Origin of the sequence: Azospirillum lipoferum, from assembly GCF_024170005.1 — a bacterium.
Classification (GTDB): Bacteria; Pseudomonadota; Alphaproteobacteria; order Azospirillales; family Azospirillaceae; genus Azospirillum; species Azospirillum lipoferum.
The window spans coordinates 41137-58598 of the sequence record NZ_JALJXJ010000026.1 but is presented as its reverse complement, the minus strand read 5'-3'; the positions used below and the strand labels follow the sequence as shown (position 1 = coordinate 58598).

The window sequence follows — 17462 nt, the reverse complement described above, 5'->3', positions numbered from 1 at the left end:
CGAAGACCGGGTCGGCCCTCCTTCGCCATCCCGGTCCCCAACCGGCACGTTTGAACTCTGGTGACGGCGGTTCGTGCGTTCAGAGTGCAATGTCAACGACGATCTTGCCGCTGGCACTGCCATCGGTCACGGCGGTGTGCGCATCGTCGATCCGGTCCAGCGAGAAGCGCCGCGGATCGAGACGGGGCAGCAGCTTGCCGGCTTCGACCAGGGCGGCGGCGCGGCGTAGAATCTCACCATGATGCGTCAGTCCTTCTCCCGTCAGCATGGGCAGAAGGGTGAAGACGCCCGAATAGGTCGCCGCACGGAACGAAAGCGGCGCCAGCGCATGCGTCCCCCACCCCAGGCAGCTGACCACATGGCCAAAACGCCGCACCGCCTGGAACGAGGCGTCGAGCACCGGCCCGCCGGCTGTGTCATAGACCAGATCGAAACCGCGGCCCCGGGTGTGGCGGGTGACATAGGCTTCGACCGTCTCCGCCCGATAATCGATGGCGATCGCTCCCAGCTGCTCGACGACCGCCTTCTTCTCCGCGGACACCGTGGCCCAGACGGTCGCACCGAACGCGCGGGCGATCTGAACCGCGATATGGCCCACACCGCCGGCGGCGCCTTGGACCAGAACCGTCTGACCGGACTGGACGTCGGCGCGGTCGACCAGACCTTCCCAGGCGGTGATGGTGATCAGCGGCAGTGCCGCGGCTTCCCGCATCGTCAGGTTCACCGGCTTGTGCGCCAGCAGGTCGGCCTGAACGGCGGCGTATTCCGCCAGCGAGCCCTGGCGCCCGCCGACGCCGCCGGTCATGCCATAGACCTGATCGCCGGGCTTGAAGGCGGTGACACCGGGACCGACGGCGACGACCTCGCCCGCCAGATCGATGCCGAGGATGGCAGGCAACGGATGCTTCGCATGGGCAGCGGCACCACTGCGGATTTTGGTGTCCAGCGGATTGACGCCGCTGGCGGCGATACGGACCAGCACCTGGCCGGGACCGGCCACCGGCCGCGGGACATCGGTCAGCCGGAACGGAGCGCCATACGCATCCAGCACCAGCGCCCGCATGGTGTGATTCAGCGTCTGTGACATGGCCTTGATCCTCGTTGGGAAAACATCGGGGTGACTGGGTAAAAGGATGTGCCCAACGTGGATGTTTGAAAAACAACGATACTGTTTGAGATCCATTCATTTCTGTATGATGCGGCATGGACTGGAGCGACCTTCGGATTTTCCTGGCGATTGCCCGCGAGGGCACGCTCGGCGCGGCAGCGCGGCGGATCGGACAGAGCCAGCCGACCATGGGACGCCGTTTGCGCGCACTGGAGGAGGCGGTGGGTCATACCCTGTTCCAGCGGACCGGCGACGGGCTGGTGCTGACCGATGAGGGGGCGGCCGTGCTGCGCCATGCCGAGCGCATGGAGGAGGAAAGCCTTGCGCTGGAGCGCGAATTGGCCGGGCAAGGCGGACGGCTGGAGGGCAGCCTGCGGCTGTCGTCCTCGGACTGGTTCGGCCTTCACATGCTGACGCCGGTCATTCACGAGTTCACGGCCCGTCACCCTGGGGTGACGGTGGAATTGCTGACCGAATCACGGTTGCTGAGCCTGTCCAGGCGCGAGGCCGACCTGGTGTTCCGCATTCGTCCGTTCGACGAGCCGGAGGTGGTGCAGCGCAAGCTGACCCGCATCGACTATGCGCTTTACGGGATCGTCGGGAGCCGGATGCCGACGGTCGGCGACGGCACCGGCTGTGCACTGGTCACCATGGACGCCGCCTTCGGCGGCATGCCGGATGTCGCGTGGCTGCAGAGGATGCTTCCGAACGCCCGGATCGCGTTCCGCAGCAACAACCGCGACGTTCAGGCCGCCATGGCCGCCTTCGGCGTCGGTCTGGCCGTTCTGCCGCGACCGATCGGCGATGCGCTGGACAGGTTGCGGATCATCGACCTCGGCGAACCTCTACCCGGACGCGATGTCTGGATCGGCTACCACCAGGATCTCCGCCGGCTGGCCCGGTTGCGGGCCCTGGTCGATCTGACGGTCGAGCGCTTTTCGCGCCCACCGTCCTGCCCTGTGCCATAGCGGTGATCGTCGGAGCGTCACCAGAGTTCAGGATTCGAAAAGGTTGGCGTCACCAAAGTTCAGCGCCGGGATTCGAGGTTTGACGGCCCCTCAGGCGATGCGCGCCATCGCCCGCTCGTTGATCGGCGGGCGCGACGGGTACAGGATCAACCCTTCGGCCGCTTCTTCGACGCGGGCATCCGGATAGGCGGCCATGGCGTATTTCAGGTTCGGGATGAACTTGGTCTTGAACTGGCGGACCAGGGCGTAGCCGGCGCCGAACTGGCCGTGCAGGGCCGCCCAGGTGATCGGCGTCGGCTTGTCCAGCGAATGCAGGCGGTAGGCCAGCCAGATATAGACATCGAGCGCCATCGACTTGCCGCTGATCGCCTTCAGCGCCTCTTCGGCCACCGGGACCGGATGCTCGCGCAAGGCCTTGAAGAAGCTGTCGCTGAGCCGGACCGTCTCGGTGAACAGGGTTCCCTGGCGGTCGTCGGGGCGGCGCAGCTGGATGGCGTCGGCGACGATCGATTCCTTGCTCTGCCGCCGGCCTCCGTCGGCGTCGGTGAAGAAGGTCAGATGGCAGGCGGACAGGCGGGCAGCCTGATCCTCCACGTCGCGATAGGCCTTGCCGCAGATCGGAATGTCCATGCGTTTCAGCCAGTCATGCATGGATCCGCCCAGCTCCACCTCCGGATTCCCGGTCTGGATGGCGCGGGTCTGGAGATAGAGCAGGATCATGCGCGCCCGGCTGCCATAGGGAACGCCGATTCGGCGGGTGACGCCGTTGCGGTCCTCGATCACGCCGGGCTGGATGACCAGCTTCACCTTGTGGCCGGGCCGTTCCCAATGCTGGTCGTCGGGAAGCTGGCGGTGGGGCAGTGCCGTCTGGCAGAATCCGGCATAGGTGATGCCGAGCTTGCCGTTTTCCGCGGCCTGGACCGCTGCGGCGATGTCGATCAGCGGCCGTTCCTCGTCCGAAACGAGGGCCAGCGCGCCGTCGCGTCCGTGAGTCTCGATCAAACGATGAATGCTGCCCATGCCGACCTCCAGCTTTTGGTCACCGTGACCGTCCTGTGACGGGCCGGTGACCGAACCTGCCAGATACAACACCCCGGATCGCGCCGAAGGCAATTTGAACCTTGGTGACGCGGGCTATTTGGAACCTATTTGAAACCAACTATTAGATTCGTCACCAAGGTTCAGGGGATAAGTCCGAGTCGCGTCACCACAGTTCAAGGCAGGCGTCACCAGAGTTCATGGGGAAAAACCGGTGGCCTGTGGACGAATCGCGCCGCGGGAACGGCCGGCCGTTTGAACCTTGGTGACGCCGGACCTGTCGATTCGGTGGCGGATTCGCGCTTCGGGTGTTGCGGGGCGTCACCAAAGTTCAAGGATTCCAGGGGGTAGTGAATGCCCTCTTCCAGGGTGGGAGAGCGAGCTGTTTTTGCGCTGAAGATTGACGCATGCAGTCGTGCTGCGGCGGGATTCGGGCGGTTTTCCCGGTTAGAGCATTGATTTATCGGGATTTACGCCTTTCCAGGAATGGCGGTCCAGATGGCTGGCGGCTTCTCTGGCCACTCTTTATCGGTCCGCATGGCCCAGGCGTCACCAAAGTTCAAATGCGTGGTCGAGTCGGTCCGAGCCGCCGAGCGTCACCAAAGTTCAAGCCCCGGACGGGCGCAGCGTCACCAAAGTTCAGGAGTCATGCCGAGTCGGTCCGGCTGGGGGCGTCACCAAAGTTCAAACCCGGAGCAGCCTGATGCCGGCTGGGGCGTCACCAAGGTTCAAGAGTCCAGCCGGCAGGGAACAGGCCGGCTGCGGCAGAGTTGTCTTGCCCTGGGACCGGATGGTCGGAGGGGGTGACATGACGCGGGATGCACTGGTGAAAACCATTGGGGCGGAAACCGTTGGGGCGGTACCGGCGAGGGGAGCCGAAGACGGGGAATCGGCCAGGGTGGTCTTCGCCGCCATCGCCGCCAATCTGGCGATCACCGTCACCAAATTCGTCGCGGCGCTCGTCACCGGCAGCGCGTCGATGCTGAGCGAGGCGGTGCATTCCCTGGTCGATACCGGAAACGAGGCGCTGATGCTGGTCGGGCTGAAGCGGTCGAGGAAGCCGCCCGACGAACGCCACCCCTTCGGCTACGCGCGCGAGCTTTATTTCTGGACCTTCGTCGTGGCGCTGGTGATCTTCGCCGGCGGTGCGGTGGTCTCCATCTATGAAGGGGTGGAGAAGATCCTGCACCCGCAGCCGGTGGAGCAGGCCTGGATCAACTTCGTCGTGCTGGGCGTCGCCTTCGTCATGGAGGCGATCAGCTGGGTGGTGGCGCTGCGCGCCTTCAACGCCGACCGCGGCGAGGCCGGCGTGTTCGAGACCGTCCATGCCAGCAAGGACCCGACCGTCTTCATCGTTCTGTTCGAGGATTCGGCCGCCCTGGTCGGCCTGATCATCGCCGCCGCCTGCCTGTCGGCTGATCTGCTGCTGGACCAGCCGGTCTATGACGGCGTCGGATCGATCCTGATCGGGCTGGTGCTGGCCGCCACCGCCGCCTTCCTCGCCTACGAGACCAAGAGCCTGCTGATCGGCGAGTCCGCCCGCCCCGACCTCGTGCACGGGGTGCGTGCCCTGGTGCGGGAGGAAAACGTCGTCGACCATGTGAACGAGGTGCTGACCATCCATCTCGGCCCGAAGGCGGTCATCGTCAATCTCAGTCTGGATGTGCGGAACGAGGTCAGCGCCGGACAGGTGGAGCAGGCACTGGCCCGCATCGAGCGCCGGGTGAAGGAGCGCTTCCCGGAAATCCGCCGCGTCTTCACCGAGGTGCGGGCAGGCGAGCATCAGAAGCGGCCGTAGCGGATCGGATGACGGCTACGCCGCGGTTGTTGTTGCAACTCCGCACGGTCTCCATTGACAAAGTTCCGGCAACTTGCTCAGACTCCGCGCGGCCGCCGACGGGGGGCGGAGTCCGGGGGGATTTGATGGGAGTGCTGTCGATGGTTGGCGGGGGCGAAGACATGCGCCAGCTGCGCGAGCGGCGCGGCGAGAACCAGACGCAGTTCGCCGAATGGCTGAACGGGCAACTCGGACGCAGCTATACCAAGGCGCGGATCAGCCGCTGGGAAAGCGGGGCGGAGCGCATTCCGCAGCAGCTCGTCGATTTCCTGACCCGTCACAAGGCGGATGAGAAACCCCGCTCCGCAACCTATCTGGCGGTCGCCAACCAGAAGGGCGGCGTCGGCAAGACCGCCACCGCCGTCAACCTCGCCTATGCCCTGACGGAGGGCGGGGCGCGGGTGCTGCTGATCGACTGCGATTCGCAGAGCAACGCCACCGTCCATGTCGGCATCGGCAACGCCGCCATCGTCGCGTTGGAGCAGCAGCGCAAGACACTCTATTATGTGCTGCGCTCCGAAGAGCCGCTGACCTCCGTCATCATGCCGACGGCGGAGCGTGGGCTGGACCTCGCCCCCGCCGGGCTGTCGCTGGCCGATGCGGACGTGGAGCTGGCGGCGGATTCCACCGGCGGGCTGATCCTGCGCGAGAAGCTGGACGAGGTGCGCCACGCCTATGATTTCGTGGTGATGGATTGCGCGCCCAACCTGGGGCTGGTGACCGCCAACGCGCTGTCGGCGGCGGAGCTGGTGGTGGTGCCGGTGCAGACGGAGGCGCTGGCCCTGCTGGGCGTCAAGCGGCTGGTCGACACCATCGGCCGCATCCGCCGCCGGGTGAACCCCGGCCTGCGCATCGCCGGCATCATCCCGACCATGTACAACGACCGGCTGACCCAGGACCGTGCGACCTTGCAGGAGCTGATGGAATCCTACGCCGATCAGGTGCCGGTCTTCGATCCCATCCCGCGCGCCACCGTCTATGGCAAGGCGGCGGCGGCCGGCATGATCACGCTGGCCGGCGATCCCAAGGCGCCGGGGGCCGAGACCTTCCGCGAGGTGGCGCGCCAGATCCGCGCCTATGCCCAGACCCGGGAGACGGCCCATGTCGCGTAAGTTCGAACGCAAGACCCGGGAGCTGCTGGGCACCGCGGCAGAGCCGGCCGGCGTCATGGCCGGCGGGCTGACGGTGGGCAGCGACCGGCTGTTCGGCACTTCGGCCGGCTTCCCGCATGTGGTCGAGCTGGACCTCGCCCATGTCCGCCGCAACCCCGACCAGCCCCGCCGTCATTTCGACGAGGCGGAACTGCGCAGCCTCGCCTCCTCGATCGAGCGGCATGGCTTGCAGAACCCGATCCTGGTCCGCCCGCTGTCCCAGGGCGAGTATCTGCTGATCGGTGGCGAGCGGCGGGTGCGCGCGCATGAGATGCTGGGCCGCAAGACGGTCTTCGCCATCCTGACCTCCGGCGATCCGGACGAGATCGGGCTGATCGACAATGTCCAGCGCGTCGACCTGAACGCGGTGGAGTACGCCGCGGCGCTGGCCCGGCTGATCGACAAGCACGGCTACACCCATGACGAGCTGGCCGCCGTCGTCGGGCGCGACCGCACCGACGTGACCAAGCTGCTGGCGATCATGGGGCTGCCGGCGGAGATCCGGGAGGAGTATGCGACGCAGTTCGCCCATGTCTCCCGCTCCGTCATGATCGAGATCGCCGCCGCCCCGGCAGAGCTGCAGGACCGGCTGTGGGAGCGCGCCAAGGAGGGCGCCAGCGTCAAGGCGGTGCGGCAGGCCAAGCGCGAGCATGCCAATGGCGGCGCTGCTGCGGAAGATCTGCCGCCGCCGGATGCCGCTCAGGAGCCGGATGCGAAGGAGGCGGTGCGGGCCTTGCAAGCCAGCGTGAAGCGCATCCTGCGCGACGTCGCCGTGGTGCGCGAGCAGCGCCGCTTCCTCGATCCCGACAACCGCGACCGGCTCTTGCGGCTGCGGGCGGAGATCGACGCCATTCTGGAAGAGGGCGCCTAAACGCCCTCCCCCAGCAGCGACTTGGGCTCCAGGAAGGCGTCCAGGCCGAAGCTGCCATACTCGCGGCCGATGCCGGACTGCTTGAAGCCGCCGAAGGGGGCCTTCGGGTCGTGGGCGAGGCTGTTGATCAGCACGCGGCCGGCGACGATGCGGTCCGCCACGCGGCGGGCGCGGGCGGTATCGCCCGACAGCACATAGGCCTGGAGGCCATAAACCGTGTCGTTGGCGATGGCGATCGCCTCCTCCTCGTCCTCATAGGGGATGATGGAGAGGACCGGGCCGAAGATCTCCTCGCGGGCGATGGTCATGTCGTTGCGGACGCCGGTGAACAGGGTCGGGCGCACGAACCAGCCCTCGGTGCCGTCCAGGCGTCCTTCCGGCCGCCCTTCTCCGCCGGCCAGCAGGACGGCGCCCTCCTCCATTCCGATGCGGATGTAGCGCTGTACCCGCTCCCACTGGGTCCGGCTGACCATCGGGCCAACGGTGGTTTCCGGATCGCGGGGATCGCCGGCGCGCACCGCCTCGACCGCTGCCTTGGTCAGCGCTTCGATCGTGGCGAGGCGGCTGCGCGGGGCGAGCAGGCGGGTGCCGGCGATGCAGGCCTGACCGCTGTTCATGAAGGCGGCGCTCACCGCCAGGGGGATCGCCCGGGACAGGTCGGCATCGTCGAGGATGATCGTCGGCGATTTGCCGCCCAGCTCCAGCGTAACGCGTTTCAGCGTGTCGGCGGCCGCGCGCAGGATCGCCTTGCCGGTGGCGGTGGAGCCGGTGAAGGAGATCTTGGCGACGTCGGGATGGCTGGAGATCGCCGCTCCCACCCGGTCGCCGCGGCCGGTCACGATGTTGAACAGGCCGGGCGGCAGGCCGGCTGCATGCAGCGCCTCGGTGACGATCTGCGTCTGGCGGGCGCTCATCTCGCTGGGCTTGATCACCGCGGTGCAGCCGGCGGCGAGTGCGGCGGCGAGCTTGCCGCAGATGAAGCCGGCATTGCTGTTCCACGGCGTGATCAGTCCGGCGACGCCGAGCGGCTCCATGCGGACCTCCGCCGTGCCCATCCGCCGGACGAAGGGATAATCGGCCAGCAGCTCTGCGGCCTCGCGCAGGACATTCACCGGGTGATCGACCATGAAGGCGGCGCGCGAAACCGGGGCGCCATATTCGTCGATCACGGCGTCGAGCAGATCGTCGCGCCGGGCGGCGACGGCGTCACCCAGCCGGTGCAGCAGGGCGATGCGCTCCGCCTTGCCGGTGCGGGAGAAGGTGGGGAAGGCGCGCTTGGCGGCGGCGATGGCCGTCCGTGCATCCTCCTCGTCGGCAAGGCGCACACGGCCGGTGACGGCGCCGGTTGCCGGGTTGTGCAGGTCGAACAGCTCCGTCCCGTGCGGGGTGACGAAGCGGCCATCTATATAGATGGTGTCGATATCGTGCATGAGACTCTCCTGGGATGGCCGTCTGATGGCTGACCATTCAGGTGGCACAGGGTCCGTCGGGTGATAAGGTGGACAATCCTGCATGAATCGGTGAACGGATCAGGACAATGTCACTCACCGGACTGGCGGAGCTGGAGGCTGTGCAGGCGGTCGCCCGTCATCGCGGCTTCCGGGCCGCGGCGGCCGAACTGGGGATGTCGCGCTCGGCGCTCAGCCACGCCATCGCGGCGCTGGAGGAGCGGCTGGGGGTGCGGCTGTTCCACCGCACGACGCGCAGCGTGGCGCTGACCCAGGCGGGGGAGCAGTTCGTCGCCGACACCGCCCCTGCCCTGCGCGACATCCGGGCCGCCATCGACCGGCTGTCCGACCATCGGGCCGCACCCGCCGGAACGCTGCGCATCAACAGCTCGGCCGGCGCGGCGCGGATGATCATGAAGCCGGTCATCCTGGAATATCTGCGCCGTTATCCCGAGATGACGGTGGACATCGTCACCGAAGGGAAGCTGGTCGACATCGTGCTGGAGGGCTTCGATGCCGGCGTGCGGCTGGCGGAGCAGGTACCGCAGGACATGATCGCCATCCCGCTCGGCCCCGAGCTGCGCTTTGCCGTTGTCGGCACGCCGGACTATTTCGCCGGCCGCTCCCTGCCGGTGACGCCGGGCGACCTTTCGGGACACCGCTGCATTCGCAGCCGCCTGCCGAGCGGTGCCCTCTATCGCTGGGAGTTCGAGCGCCATGGCGAGACGGTCGCTATCGACGGCAACGGGCCGCTGATCCTGGACGATCCCGATCTGATGCTCGATGCGGTGCGGGCTGGGATGGGGGTGGGCTACCTGGCGGAATGGCATGTCGCCGAGGACGTCGCCGCCGGTCGCCTGCTGCGCGTGCTGGAGGAGTGGACGCAGCCGTTTCCGGGATTGTGCCTCTACTATTCAGGCCGGCGACACCTGCCGCCGGGGCTGCGGGCGCTGGTCGATCTGGTGCGGGAGCTTGGGGCTAATTGATTCCATGTGGGACGTCCCACATTCCCCCGCCCTTCCCTACTCCACCAGTCGCCGGCGCCAGAAGGGGCGGTCTTGCCAGCGGCGCTCCAGGCCGTACCAAGCATGGAGATGGGCGCGGTAGGCGTCGTGGATGGGAGTCAGGCCGGCGGCATAGCCGGGCAGCGCTGCGGGATCGCCGGACAGATGGCGGTCGGCGGCTTCCGCAGCGGCCAAGCCGGTATAGAGCGCGTTGAAGATACCCTGCGACGACAGCGGGTCGAAGCCCAGGGCGGCGTCGCCGACCGCCAGCCAGCCGTCGCCCGAGGCTGGGGACAGGCTGCTGCTGTGGGCGGCGCAGAAACCGCCCTGCCCGTCCGGTTCGAAACCGCAGGCGCGCAAAGAGTCGGCAAGAACGGTGCAACCGGACAGCCTGCGCAGCAGCGATGCGGCATCGCGGGCGTCCGCCGCGGCATCGAGGTCGGCGTCGGTGTGGAAGGCGACCACCCGGCGGCCGGCGGGCAGCGGGGCGCTGTACCACCAGCCGTCCGGTTCCGCCTCGATCCAGGTCAGGCCGGACTGACGGCCGGGGGCATCAAAGCCATGGCTCCAGCCGCAGACCAGCCGGTCCGACACCGTCCGCCGGGCGCCGAACCGTTTCGCCAGCGGCGAACCGCGCCCGCCGGCATCGACCAGCAGGCGGGCGCGGATGGGAATGCGGCGGCCGGCGGTCTCCACCTCCAGCAGCCAGCCCTCCCCTGCCCTGTCCACCGACAGCGGCTGGGCCGGAACCAGCAGGGCGGCACCGCGCGAGGCCGCCACCCGGCGCAGCCAGCCGTCGAAGCGGCTGCGGTCGAGGTGCCAGCCCGGTCCGTCGAGGTCGCGCAGGTTGTCGGCCTCGACCAGCAGCGGCCCGCCCCAGACCGACCGGCCGCCATGGCAGGGGGAGTGGCCTTCAGCGAGAAAGCTCTCCCACAGCCCCATGTCGGCCAGCAGCCGGCGCGCCGCCGGCGCCAGCGATTCGCCGATGCGGGATACGCCGTTTCGAAGGGCGGGGCTGTCCCGCCGGTCCAGCACCAGCACCCGGTGCAGCGGCGCGAGGTTGAGGGCGAAGGCGGCCCCGGCGGGGCCAGCCCCGACAACGACCGCATCCGCTTCGATCACACCTGCGTGGATCACCGCAGCCCGCGCGGGAAGCGGCGGACCTTGTCGATCCGGCTGATGTCGACCGGTTGCGTCGACCGCAGCCCGGCCCCGCCACCGGCCCCTCCGCCCGAGGCAGCCGGCGCTCTGGTCGACAGCGTGCGGTGGGCCGCCCGCACCGCCTTGGTGTCGGCCGTGTCGTCCACATCGGGGATCGGGATGTGCTGGTCCTCCACCTCGATCAGCGCCGGGAACAACTTGGCCCCTTCCGGATCGGTCGGGCCGGGGTTGACCTCGACCACGCCGAGATGGTCGAAGTGATGGATCATGTTGTTGATCTGGTCGGTGTAGCTGGTGGTGCCCAGCGGTGCGATCCAGGCGGCGCGGTTGGCGAAGGCGGCCAGACGCACCTGGGGTGGCTGGTCGGAATCCATCACGATCCGGTAGTTCTCCCGGGTCAGCACCTCGTTCGGCACGCGGGCCGGCCAGAAGGTGGGAACGTTGGGATCGTAGCTGGCATCGTAGCCGGAGCGGCAGCTGCCGGTGTCGGTCTGCCACGGCACCGCCATCCAGCGGGTAATGCCGCCGGGAAGCTGGCCATAGAGCGGGCCGTTGGGGATGGTCACCGTGTCGCTGGACAGGATGGCGCCCAGGCCCGGCTCCACCCAGCCCTTCGGCGCATGGGCGAAGCGGAACGGCTCCATGTACATCGTGGAGGCCCGGACCGGCCACGTCATCTCGCAGCCGGGATGGAAGGCATCGGCCAGACAGAAGTCCATGGCGGCGCGGGTCAGCACGTCGCCCTGCTCGTCCAGTGGGACCTGATCGAAGTCGGTGTAGACCGGCGCCTTGCCCCAATCGTCGTCGAAGTCGCCGGCCACCCACTGGTCGAGGAACTCCAGCTGCGTCTGGGTCAGCGCGGTGTATTGGCGCGGCGTCTGGGCCGGCGGGATGTTCATCGCGTCGCCATAGACCCATGGCCAGGGCATCGGCGACCAGCTGTCCACCGCGTCATGGCGGAAGGAGTTCTTCAGCACCCGCCGGGTTTCCTGGTTGGCGAGGCTGCGGTCGCTGAGCCGCGCGATCCACTCCGCCTTGGTGAAGTCGTTGGCGGAATTCCAGCCGAACCCGGCGGCGAAGCCGGCATTGACCCATTGCAGCCCGGTCATCCGTTCGAACACCGGGTAGATGTCGTGGGTGAAGGACGGGCGGGCGGGCTTCGGCAGCGTACCGGCCTGGATCGCCACGTCGCGCATCAGGTCCCACATGGTGCGGACCGACTTGCGCTGCGGCCCGTAATTCGGCGGGGCGACGACGATCCAGGCGGGGGTGACCGGCAGCTCCATGCCGTTCAGCGTCACCACCGCATCGACCGGCCCATCGGCGGTGTCGTCGTGCCAGCCCTCGTTGTTGCCGAAGGTGATCGCCTTGGTGCCGTTGTAGGAGGAGGAGAAGCCACGGCCGCCGGTGACCAGCAGGCGGTGGTCGCCCTCCTCGCACCACATGCGGCCGAGATAGACCGGCTCGCCCTGATGCATGAATTTGCCGGCGACCAGCTTGCGGCTCTGCTTGCCGTGGCCGGCATGGATCGTCTGTTCGCCGGCATCGAGCACCAGCGCCTCGCGGTCGGCGACGGTCGGATTGCGCAGCGTGGTGGGGTCGGCCGAGGCCGCTTCGGGAATGTCGAGCGCCAGCTGGAAGCCGTACCAGGCCGACTTCTTGTTGGCGAGATGGACCTTCCAGGTGATGTCGGCGCCGCTGTCGGCGGCGGTCAGCTCGCGGACGATCCGGCCCATGGCGTTGACGCCGTAGATGCGGAAACGCGCGGCCTGCGGCAGAAGCCGGCCTTCGGCGTCACGGTAGGGGTTCTGTGCCGGGTCGTCGCCGGCCATCAGCGGCTTCGGGTTCGGCACTTCGGGGCCGACGACATAGCCCTTGGGTGCATTGCCGATGCGGGCGACGCCGATGGGCGGATAGATCACCGCCTTGACGATGCAATCGTCCGCGGGCAGCGGCGGCGCTTCGGTGCGTGGCACCGTCGGCTGCTCCAGCGGCTGGCCGTTGGCCTGATGGCGGACGTCGGCACCGTGGTTGTAGACCAGCTTGCGCACCGCGGCGATGCTGCCCTGCGGCGTCTGCGCCACCGGCGTGCGCCAGATGTTGAAGGCCAGCTCCTGCCCATAGTCTCCCTGGCCGCGGGCGCAGACATCCTGCCTGGGCAGGATCAGCGTCGCCACCGGCTGGTAGGGATACTGGTCGGCCGGCCATTCCTCCGTCGCCTTGTCCAGCGGATAGCCGGCGCTCTTCGGCACCACCTGCACCAGGAAGGTGAAGCGGTAGTCGTCGTCCAGCAGCCGGTTGGCGAGGTCGGTGGCGAGATAGTTCTTGTCGTCAGTCGGCACATTGACCGCCGGATGGCCGGGCGGCGGCGTTTCCGGCACCAGCGAGTATTTGGCGTAATGGTCGGGGCCGAAATCGAAGGGCAGGATCGCCCAATATTGGGTGGTCAGCACGCTGCCGTCGACCTGGGCCGACATGGCGTTCAGGATGTCGTTGGTCTTCGGGTGCGTGTTGAGATAGCCGGGATAGTCGTTCAGGACGACGCCAGCATAGGTGAACTCACACATCTCCTCGGCGTTGTCGACGAAGAAGACCGGGTAGTTCTGCATGATGAAGTCGGCGACGTCGCCCTGCTCGCCCAGCGCGTTGACGCCATCGACGCCCCAGACCTTCAGCCCGATGCCGAGCGTCGATCCCAGATCGGGCGAGGTCGGGCCGGTGTCGCTGGAAAAGCGCACCCAGGCCGGCAGATCGTCCCTGGCGAAGACGCCGACGCGCAAGGACTCCGGCCGGTTCGGATCCATCACCAGTCGGCCATGGGCGGCGCCGTGCAGCTTGCGGAAGACCGCACGTTCCGCCGGCTTCTGGCCCAGCGCAATGCGCTTCATCTGGACCATGCGGATGAACATCTCGTCCAGCCGCCCGGTGGCATTGGTGGCGCAGTCGAAGCAGGGGGGATTCTTGGTGGACTCGTTGGCCGTCATTCGCTCCATCTCCTGTATCGTCCGGCGGCACCGCCGGGGCGGGGTGGTCAGGTGGGCGCGGAAAGTTGTTTTCGCCTTATGATTTTCCCGTGCAATGAATCGTGCTTACGCAAGCACTTCGCGGCTTTCCACCATAAATAATCGGCAGCGCGAACATTTTTCGCTTTTCGGCGAGTTCATAAGGACGAGAGTGTCTGGATTGAGCAGACTTGCCGGTGTTCGCTCCATCAGTCCGGGTATGCCGATCCCGATGCGCCGATGTGGGACGTCCCACAGTCCCCACCCTGCCCCACTCCGGTGTATGATGGGCGATTCGTTCCGCAGGGATCCGACCAGAATGACCGACAACTTTTTCGACATCGCCGCCGCGAATTTTCCCGTCGATGCCGACACTCCATTCATCGAGCTGGAGTCCGGCCGCCGCTACAGCTATCGCGACCTGAAGGAGATCAGTGGCCGCTATGCCCGGCTGCTGACGGAGCTGGGCGTGGTCAAGGGTGACCGGGTGGCGGTGCAGGTGGAGAAGTCGGCGGAGGCGGTCTTCCTCTATCTCGCCTGCCTGCGCGCCGGGGCCGCCTATCTGCCGTTGAACACCGCCTATACCAAGGCGGAGGTCGGCTATTTCCTCGGCGATGCGGAACCGGTGGTCTTCGTCTGCACGCCAGGCAACGCGGCGGCGCTGGCCGACACCGCGAAGACGGCGGGGGTGGGGACACTGCTGACGTTGGGCTCCGATGGCGACGGCAGCCTGCCGGAGCGGGCGGCTGGGCTGGATCCGGCGTTCGACACGGTGGCGTGCGCGGCGGACGATCTGGCGGCGATCCTCTACACCTCCGGCACCACCGGGCGGTCGAAGGGGGCGATGCTGAGCCACCGCAACCTGTCCTCCAACGCCGCCACCCTGCATCGCATCTGGGGCTTCCGACCGGACGATGTGCTGCTGCACGCGCTGCCGATCTTCCATACCCATGGGCTGTTCGTCGCCACCAACTGCGTGCTGATGAACGGCAGCGGCATGCTGTTCCTGCCGAAATTCGACGCGGACGCCGTGTTCCGCCTGCTGCCGCGGGCGACGGTGATGATGGGGGTGCCGACCTTCTACACCCGGTTGCTGGCCGATCCGCGTCTGACGCGGGAGGCGGCGGCGCATATGCGGCTGTTCATCAGCGGCTCCGCCCCGCTGCTGGCCGACACCCACCGGGAGTTCGCCGAGCGCACCGGCCATGCCATCCTGGAGCGCTATGGCATGACCGAGACCGGCATGCTGACCTCCAACCCGCTGGACGGCGACCGTATCCCCGGCACCGTCGGGTTCCCGCTGCCCGAGGTGTCGGTGCGGGTCGCCAACGAGAAGACGGGAGAGCCGGTGCCCGATGGCGAGATTGGCGTGCTGGAGGTGAAGGGGCCGAACGTGTTTTCCGGCTATTGGCGCATGCCGGAGAAGACGGCGCAGGAAATCCGCCCCGGCGGCTGGTTCATCACCGGCGATGTCGGCCGGATCGACGGGCGCGGCTATGTCCACATCATCGGCCGCGCCAAGGATCTGGTGATCTCCGGCGGCTTCAACGTCTATCCCAAGGAGGTCGAGACGGTGATCGACGCCATCCCCGGCGTGGTGGAATCGGCGGTGATCGGCGTGCCGCATCCGGACTTCGGCGAGGCGGTGATGGCGGTGGTGCTGCGCCGGTCGGGTGGGGCCGGCGAAGGCGTGGACGAGGCGGCGGTGGTCGCCGCCTGCAAGGAGCAGCTGGCGAACTTCAAGGTGCCGAAGGCGGTGGTCTTCGTCGACGAGCTGCCGCGCAATGCCATGGGCAAGGTGCAGAAGGCGCTGTTGCGGGAGACATACAAGGGCCGGTTCGCCGGATAACGGCGATTCCGGAAGGGGTGGAGGGGGCCGTTCCGCCGGCCGTTCGGCTCCCTCTCTCCTCCCAAAGCGGCGGGTCCTATCCAGTCATCCGACTCGATTTTGCAGAGGGTGCTGCCGGGATTACGCCACCCCGCTACAACCTTGCTTTGTGGGTAAAGGCAAAACTATCCTCCTCCGCAATTTATTTCAGGCCGTTGCTCAAATAGCTTCCTCTGGGTTGGTGCCCGACACCGTGGAAGTTACCGAAGCTGCTCCAAAGCGGAGCCATTCGGGTGCAGGGCCGGGCGCAGGACATGTAAGTCAAATTTGAAGGGAGTGCTGCGGCATGCGAGGATGCTTGATCCTGGCCGCGTCGACGCTTGCCGCGGTTTCCCTGGCGGCGGGGCCGGGCGGGGCGGCTCTGGCCGGTGAGCTGGTCTATACCCCCCGGAACCCGTCCTTCGGTGGGAATCCCTTTTACAGCGAGCATCTGCTCGGCACCGCCAACGCCAACAACAAGTTCGAAAAACCGGGCAGCAACAGCGGCCTTCTTGCGCAATCCGACCCGTCGAAGGAGTTCGAGCGGGTCATCCAGAGCAGCCTGCTGAGCCGGATTTCATCCCAGATCGCCGACCAGATCTATGGGGAGAATGCCAGGGACTCAGGTCGTTTCGTCATCGGCAGCACCACGGTCGATTTCGCCAAGAGCGGCGGGTCGACCTCGGTCACCATCACCGACAGTTCGACGGGCGGCAGGACGGTGATCCAGATCCCGACACCCGCCTACTGATCCCCGCATTCCTTCCGCAAGTGCCGGCCCTTCTCCGGTCCTGACCAATGGTCGGGCACCGATGCCTTCCGTTTGCCTTCCTCCCGGACAGACCCCATGCGCATCGTCCCCCTGCTTCTGGCCGGCGCCTGCCTTCTGCTGGGCGCCTGTTCGGCAACGCGCCCGGAAACCGCCTTTTCGGAAACCCCAAGGCTGGAGCCGAAGACGGCGATGCTGGACGATCTGCTGGCCCTGCCGCCGCCGGTCCGCCAGCTGACGGTCGCGGTCTATAATTTCGAAGACCTGACCGGGCAGAACAAGCCGAACGAGACCTTCTCCGAATACAGCCGGGCGGTGACCCAGGGCGGCGCCACCATCCTGGTGAACGCGCTGGAGCGGGCAGGGCGGCGGTCCTGGTTCAGGGTGGCCGAACGGCGCGGCCTGCCGGCCCTGCTTCAGGAACGGCAGATCATCCGCTCCATGCGCGAAACCTATGGCGGAGGATCGCAGGCGCTGCCGCCGCTGACCTATGCCGGGATCCTGCTGGAAGGCGGGATCGTCGGCTATGACAGCAACACGCTGACGGGGGGATTCGGCGCCCGCTTCCTCGGCGTCGGCGGCGACACGCAGTACCGGCGGGACACCGTCACCGTCTATCTGCGGGCGGTGTCGGTGCAGAACGGCGAGGTGCTGAAAAGCGTCAACACCACCAAGACCGTCTATTCGGTGCTGCTGCATGGCGACGCCTTCCGCTATGTCGGCTTCAACAAGCTGCTGGAGATCGAGGGCGGCGTCACCACCAACGAACCGGTCCAGCTGGCGGTGAAGCAGGCCATCGAAAAGGCGGTCTATACGCTGGTGATGGAAGGGGTCCTCGACGGCTATTGGGAGTTCCGGGGACCGGAGGCGCAGCCCTTCATCGACCGCTATCTGGAGGAACGCGACGGCATCGTCGAGCGGACGCGCATGCAGGCGACTCCGGAGGATCTGCGGGCCGAACCGCAGCCGGTCACCGTTCCGCCGCCGGAAAGCCGGACGCCGACGGGCTCCGCCGCCAACGGCGAGCGCAGCATGGTGCCGCCGGTGGGGTCACCCCAGGCTCCGCAGGGCGGCCAGACCTTCATCCTGCCGACGACGCCCAACCCCAGCGGACTCCCGCAGGTACCGTCCGTCCCGCCGACGGCCCGGTAAGGCAGCGGGCGGCATTTCCAATAAAGACCCCATTCGTTTGGCTCTTTGGCAGCCGTGTCGCACCATAAATTGAGGAAATCGCACGC

13 protein-coding genes are annotated in these 17462 nt (G+C 67.4%); 8 read left to right on the top strand and 5 right to left on the bottom strand.

The annotated features are described in order from the left end of the window. Positions 1-79: 79 nt before the first annotated feature. Positions 80-1087, bottom strand: a complete 1008-nt coding sequence (locus J2848_RS34340) for a zinc-dependent alcohol dehydrogenase family protein (protein ID WP_246194461.1) — start codon at positions 1085-1087, stop codon at positions 80-82. A gap of 116 nt (positions 1088-1203) precedes the next feature. On the opposite strand from J2848_RS34340, the gene J2848_RS34335 reads away from it, so the two are divergent. Next, positions 1204-2076 carry a LysR family transcriptional regulator gene (locus J2848_RS34335; protein ID WP_149235274.1) on the top strand — a complete coding sequence of 291 codons (873 nt, stop codon included), beginning with the start codon at positions 1204-1206 and terminating at the stop codon, positions 2074-2076. Between the two features lie 90 nt (positions 2077-2166). Here the strand turns inward: J2848_RS34335 and J2848_RS34330 are convergent, their stop codons facing one another. Next, the gene (locus tag J2848_RS34330; RefSeq protein ID WP_085090973.1) at positions 2167-3096 is read right to left on the bottom strand and encodes a replication protein RepA; all 930 of its coding nucleotides are present in this window, start codon (positions 3094-3096) and stop codon (positions 2167-2169) included. An 826-nt stretch (positions 3097-3922) separates the two neighbouring features. Between J2848_RS34330 and J2848_RS34325 the strand changes: the two genes are divergently transcribed. The 3 genes from J2848_RS34325 to J2848_RS34315 all read left to right on the top strand — a co-directional run bounded on the left by J2848_RS34325 (position 3923) and on the right by J2848_RS34315 (position 6973). Next, positions 3923-4912 (top strand): cation diffusion facilitator family transporter, encoded by a 990-nt coding sequence (locus tag J2848_RS34325; RefSeq protein ID WP_149235275.1) that lies wholly within the window; start codon positions 3923-3925, stop codon positions 4910-4912. 140 nt (positions 4913-5052) lie between these two features. Beyond that, positions 5053-6063: an AAA family ATPase gene (locus tag J2848_RS34320; protein WP_253568832.1), complete on the top strand. Its 1011-nt coding sequence runs from the start codon at positions 5053-5055 to the stop codon at positions 6061-6063. Beyond that, positions 6053-6973: a ParB/RepB/Spo0J family partition protein gene (locus J2848_RS34315; RefSeq protein ID WP_149235277.1), complete on the top strand. Its 921-nt coding sequence runs from the start codon at positions 6053-6055 to the stop codon at positions 6971-6973. Before J2848_RS34320 ends, J2848_RS34315 begins: the two co-directional genes overlap by 11 nt. Here the strand turns inward: J2848_RS34315 and J2848_RS34310 are convergent. Then, positions 6970-8403, bottom strand: coding sequence for an aldehyde dehydrogenase family protein (locus J2848_RS34310; protein WP_149235278.1), 1434 nt, complete (start codon positions 8401-8403; stop codon positions 6970-6972). The genes J2848_RS34315 and J2848_RS34310 overlap by 4 nt on opposite strands. Positions 8404-8510: 107 nt before the next feature. Here J2848_RS34310 and J2848_RS34305 point away from each other — a divergent pair, with 107 nt between their 5' ends. Further along, positions 8511-9407: a LysR family transcriptional regulator gene (locus J2848_RS34305; RefSeq protein ID WP_149235279.1), complete on the top strand. Its 897-nt coding sequence runs from the start codon at positions 8511-8513 to the stop codon at positions 9405-9407. Positions 9408-9443: 36 nt separating this feature from the next. On the opposite strand, the gene J2848_RS34300 is transcribed toward J2848_RS34305, so the two are convergent. Both J2848_RS34300 and J2848_RS34295 read right to left on the bottom strand, forming a co-directional pair. After that, a complete protein-coding gene (locus J2848_RS34300; RefSeq protein WP_246194463.1) occupies positions 9444-10547 on the bottom strand; it encodes an NAD(P)/FAD-dependent oxidoreductase in 1104 nt (367 codons plus the stop codon). 11 nt (positions 10548-10558) lie between these two features. After that, positions 10559-13570: a LodA/GoxA family CTQ-dependent oxidase gene (locus J2848_RS34295; protein ID WP_149235281.1), complete on the bottom strand. Its 3012-nt coding sequence runs from the start codon at positions 13568-13570 to the stop codon at positions 10559-10561. A 337-nt stretch (positions 13571-13907) separates the two neighbouring features. On the opposite strand from J2848_RS34295, the gene J2848_RS34290 reads away from it, so the two are divergent. The 3 genes from J2848_RS34290 (at position 13908) to J2848_RS34280 (ending at position 17376) form a co-directional block, all read left to right on the top strand. Continuing rightward, positions 13908-15437, top strand: coding sequence for a malonate--CoA ligase (locus J2848_RS34290; RefSeq protein WP_149235282.1), 1530 nt, complete (start codon positions 13908-13910; stop codon positions 15435-15437). Between the two features lie 325 nt (positions 15438-15762). Then, positions 15763-16206 (top strand): curli assembly protein CsgF, encoded by a 444-nt coding sequence (locus J2848_RS34285; RefSeq protein ID WP_149235283.1) that lies wholly within the window; start codon positions 15763-15765, stop codon positions 16204-16206. A 96-nt stretch (positions 16207-16302) separates the two neighbouring features. After that, on the top strand, positions 16303-17376 hold the full coding sequence (locus J2848_RS34280; protein WP_149235284.1) for a CsgG/HfaB family protein: 1074 nt from the start codon (positions 16303-16305) through the stop codon (positions 17374-17376). The last annotated feature ends 86 nt before the right edge of the window (positions 17377-17462 follow it).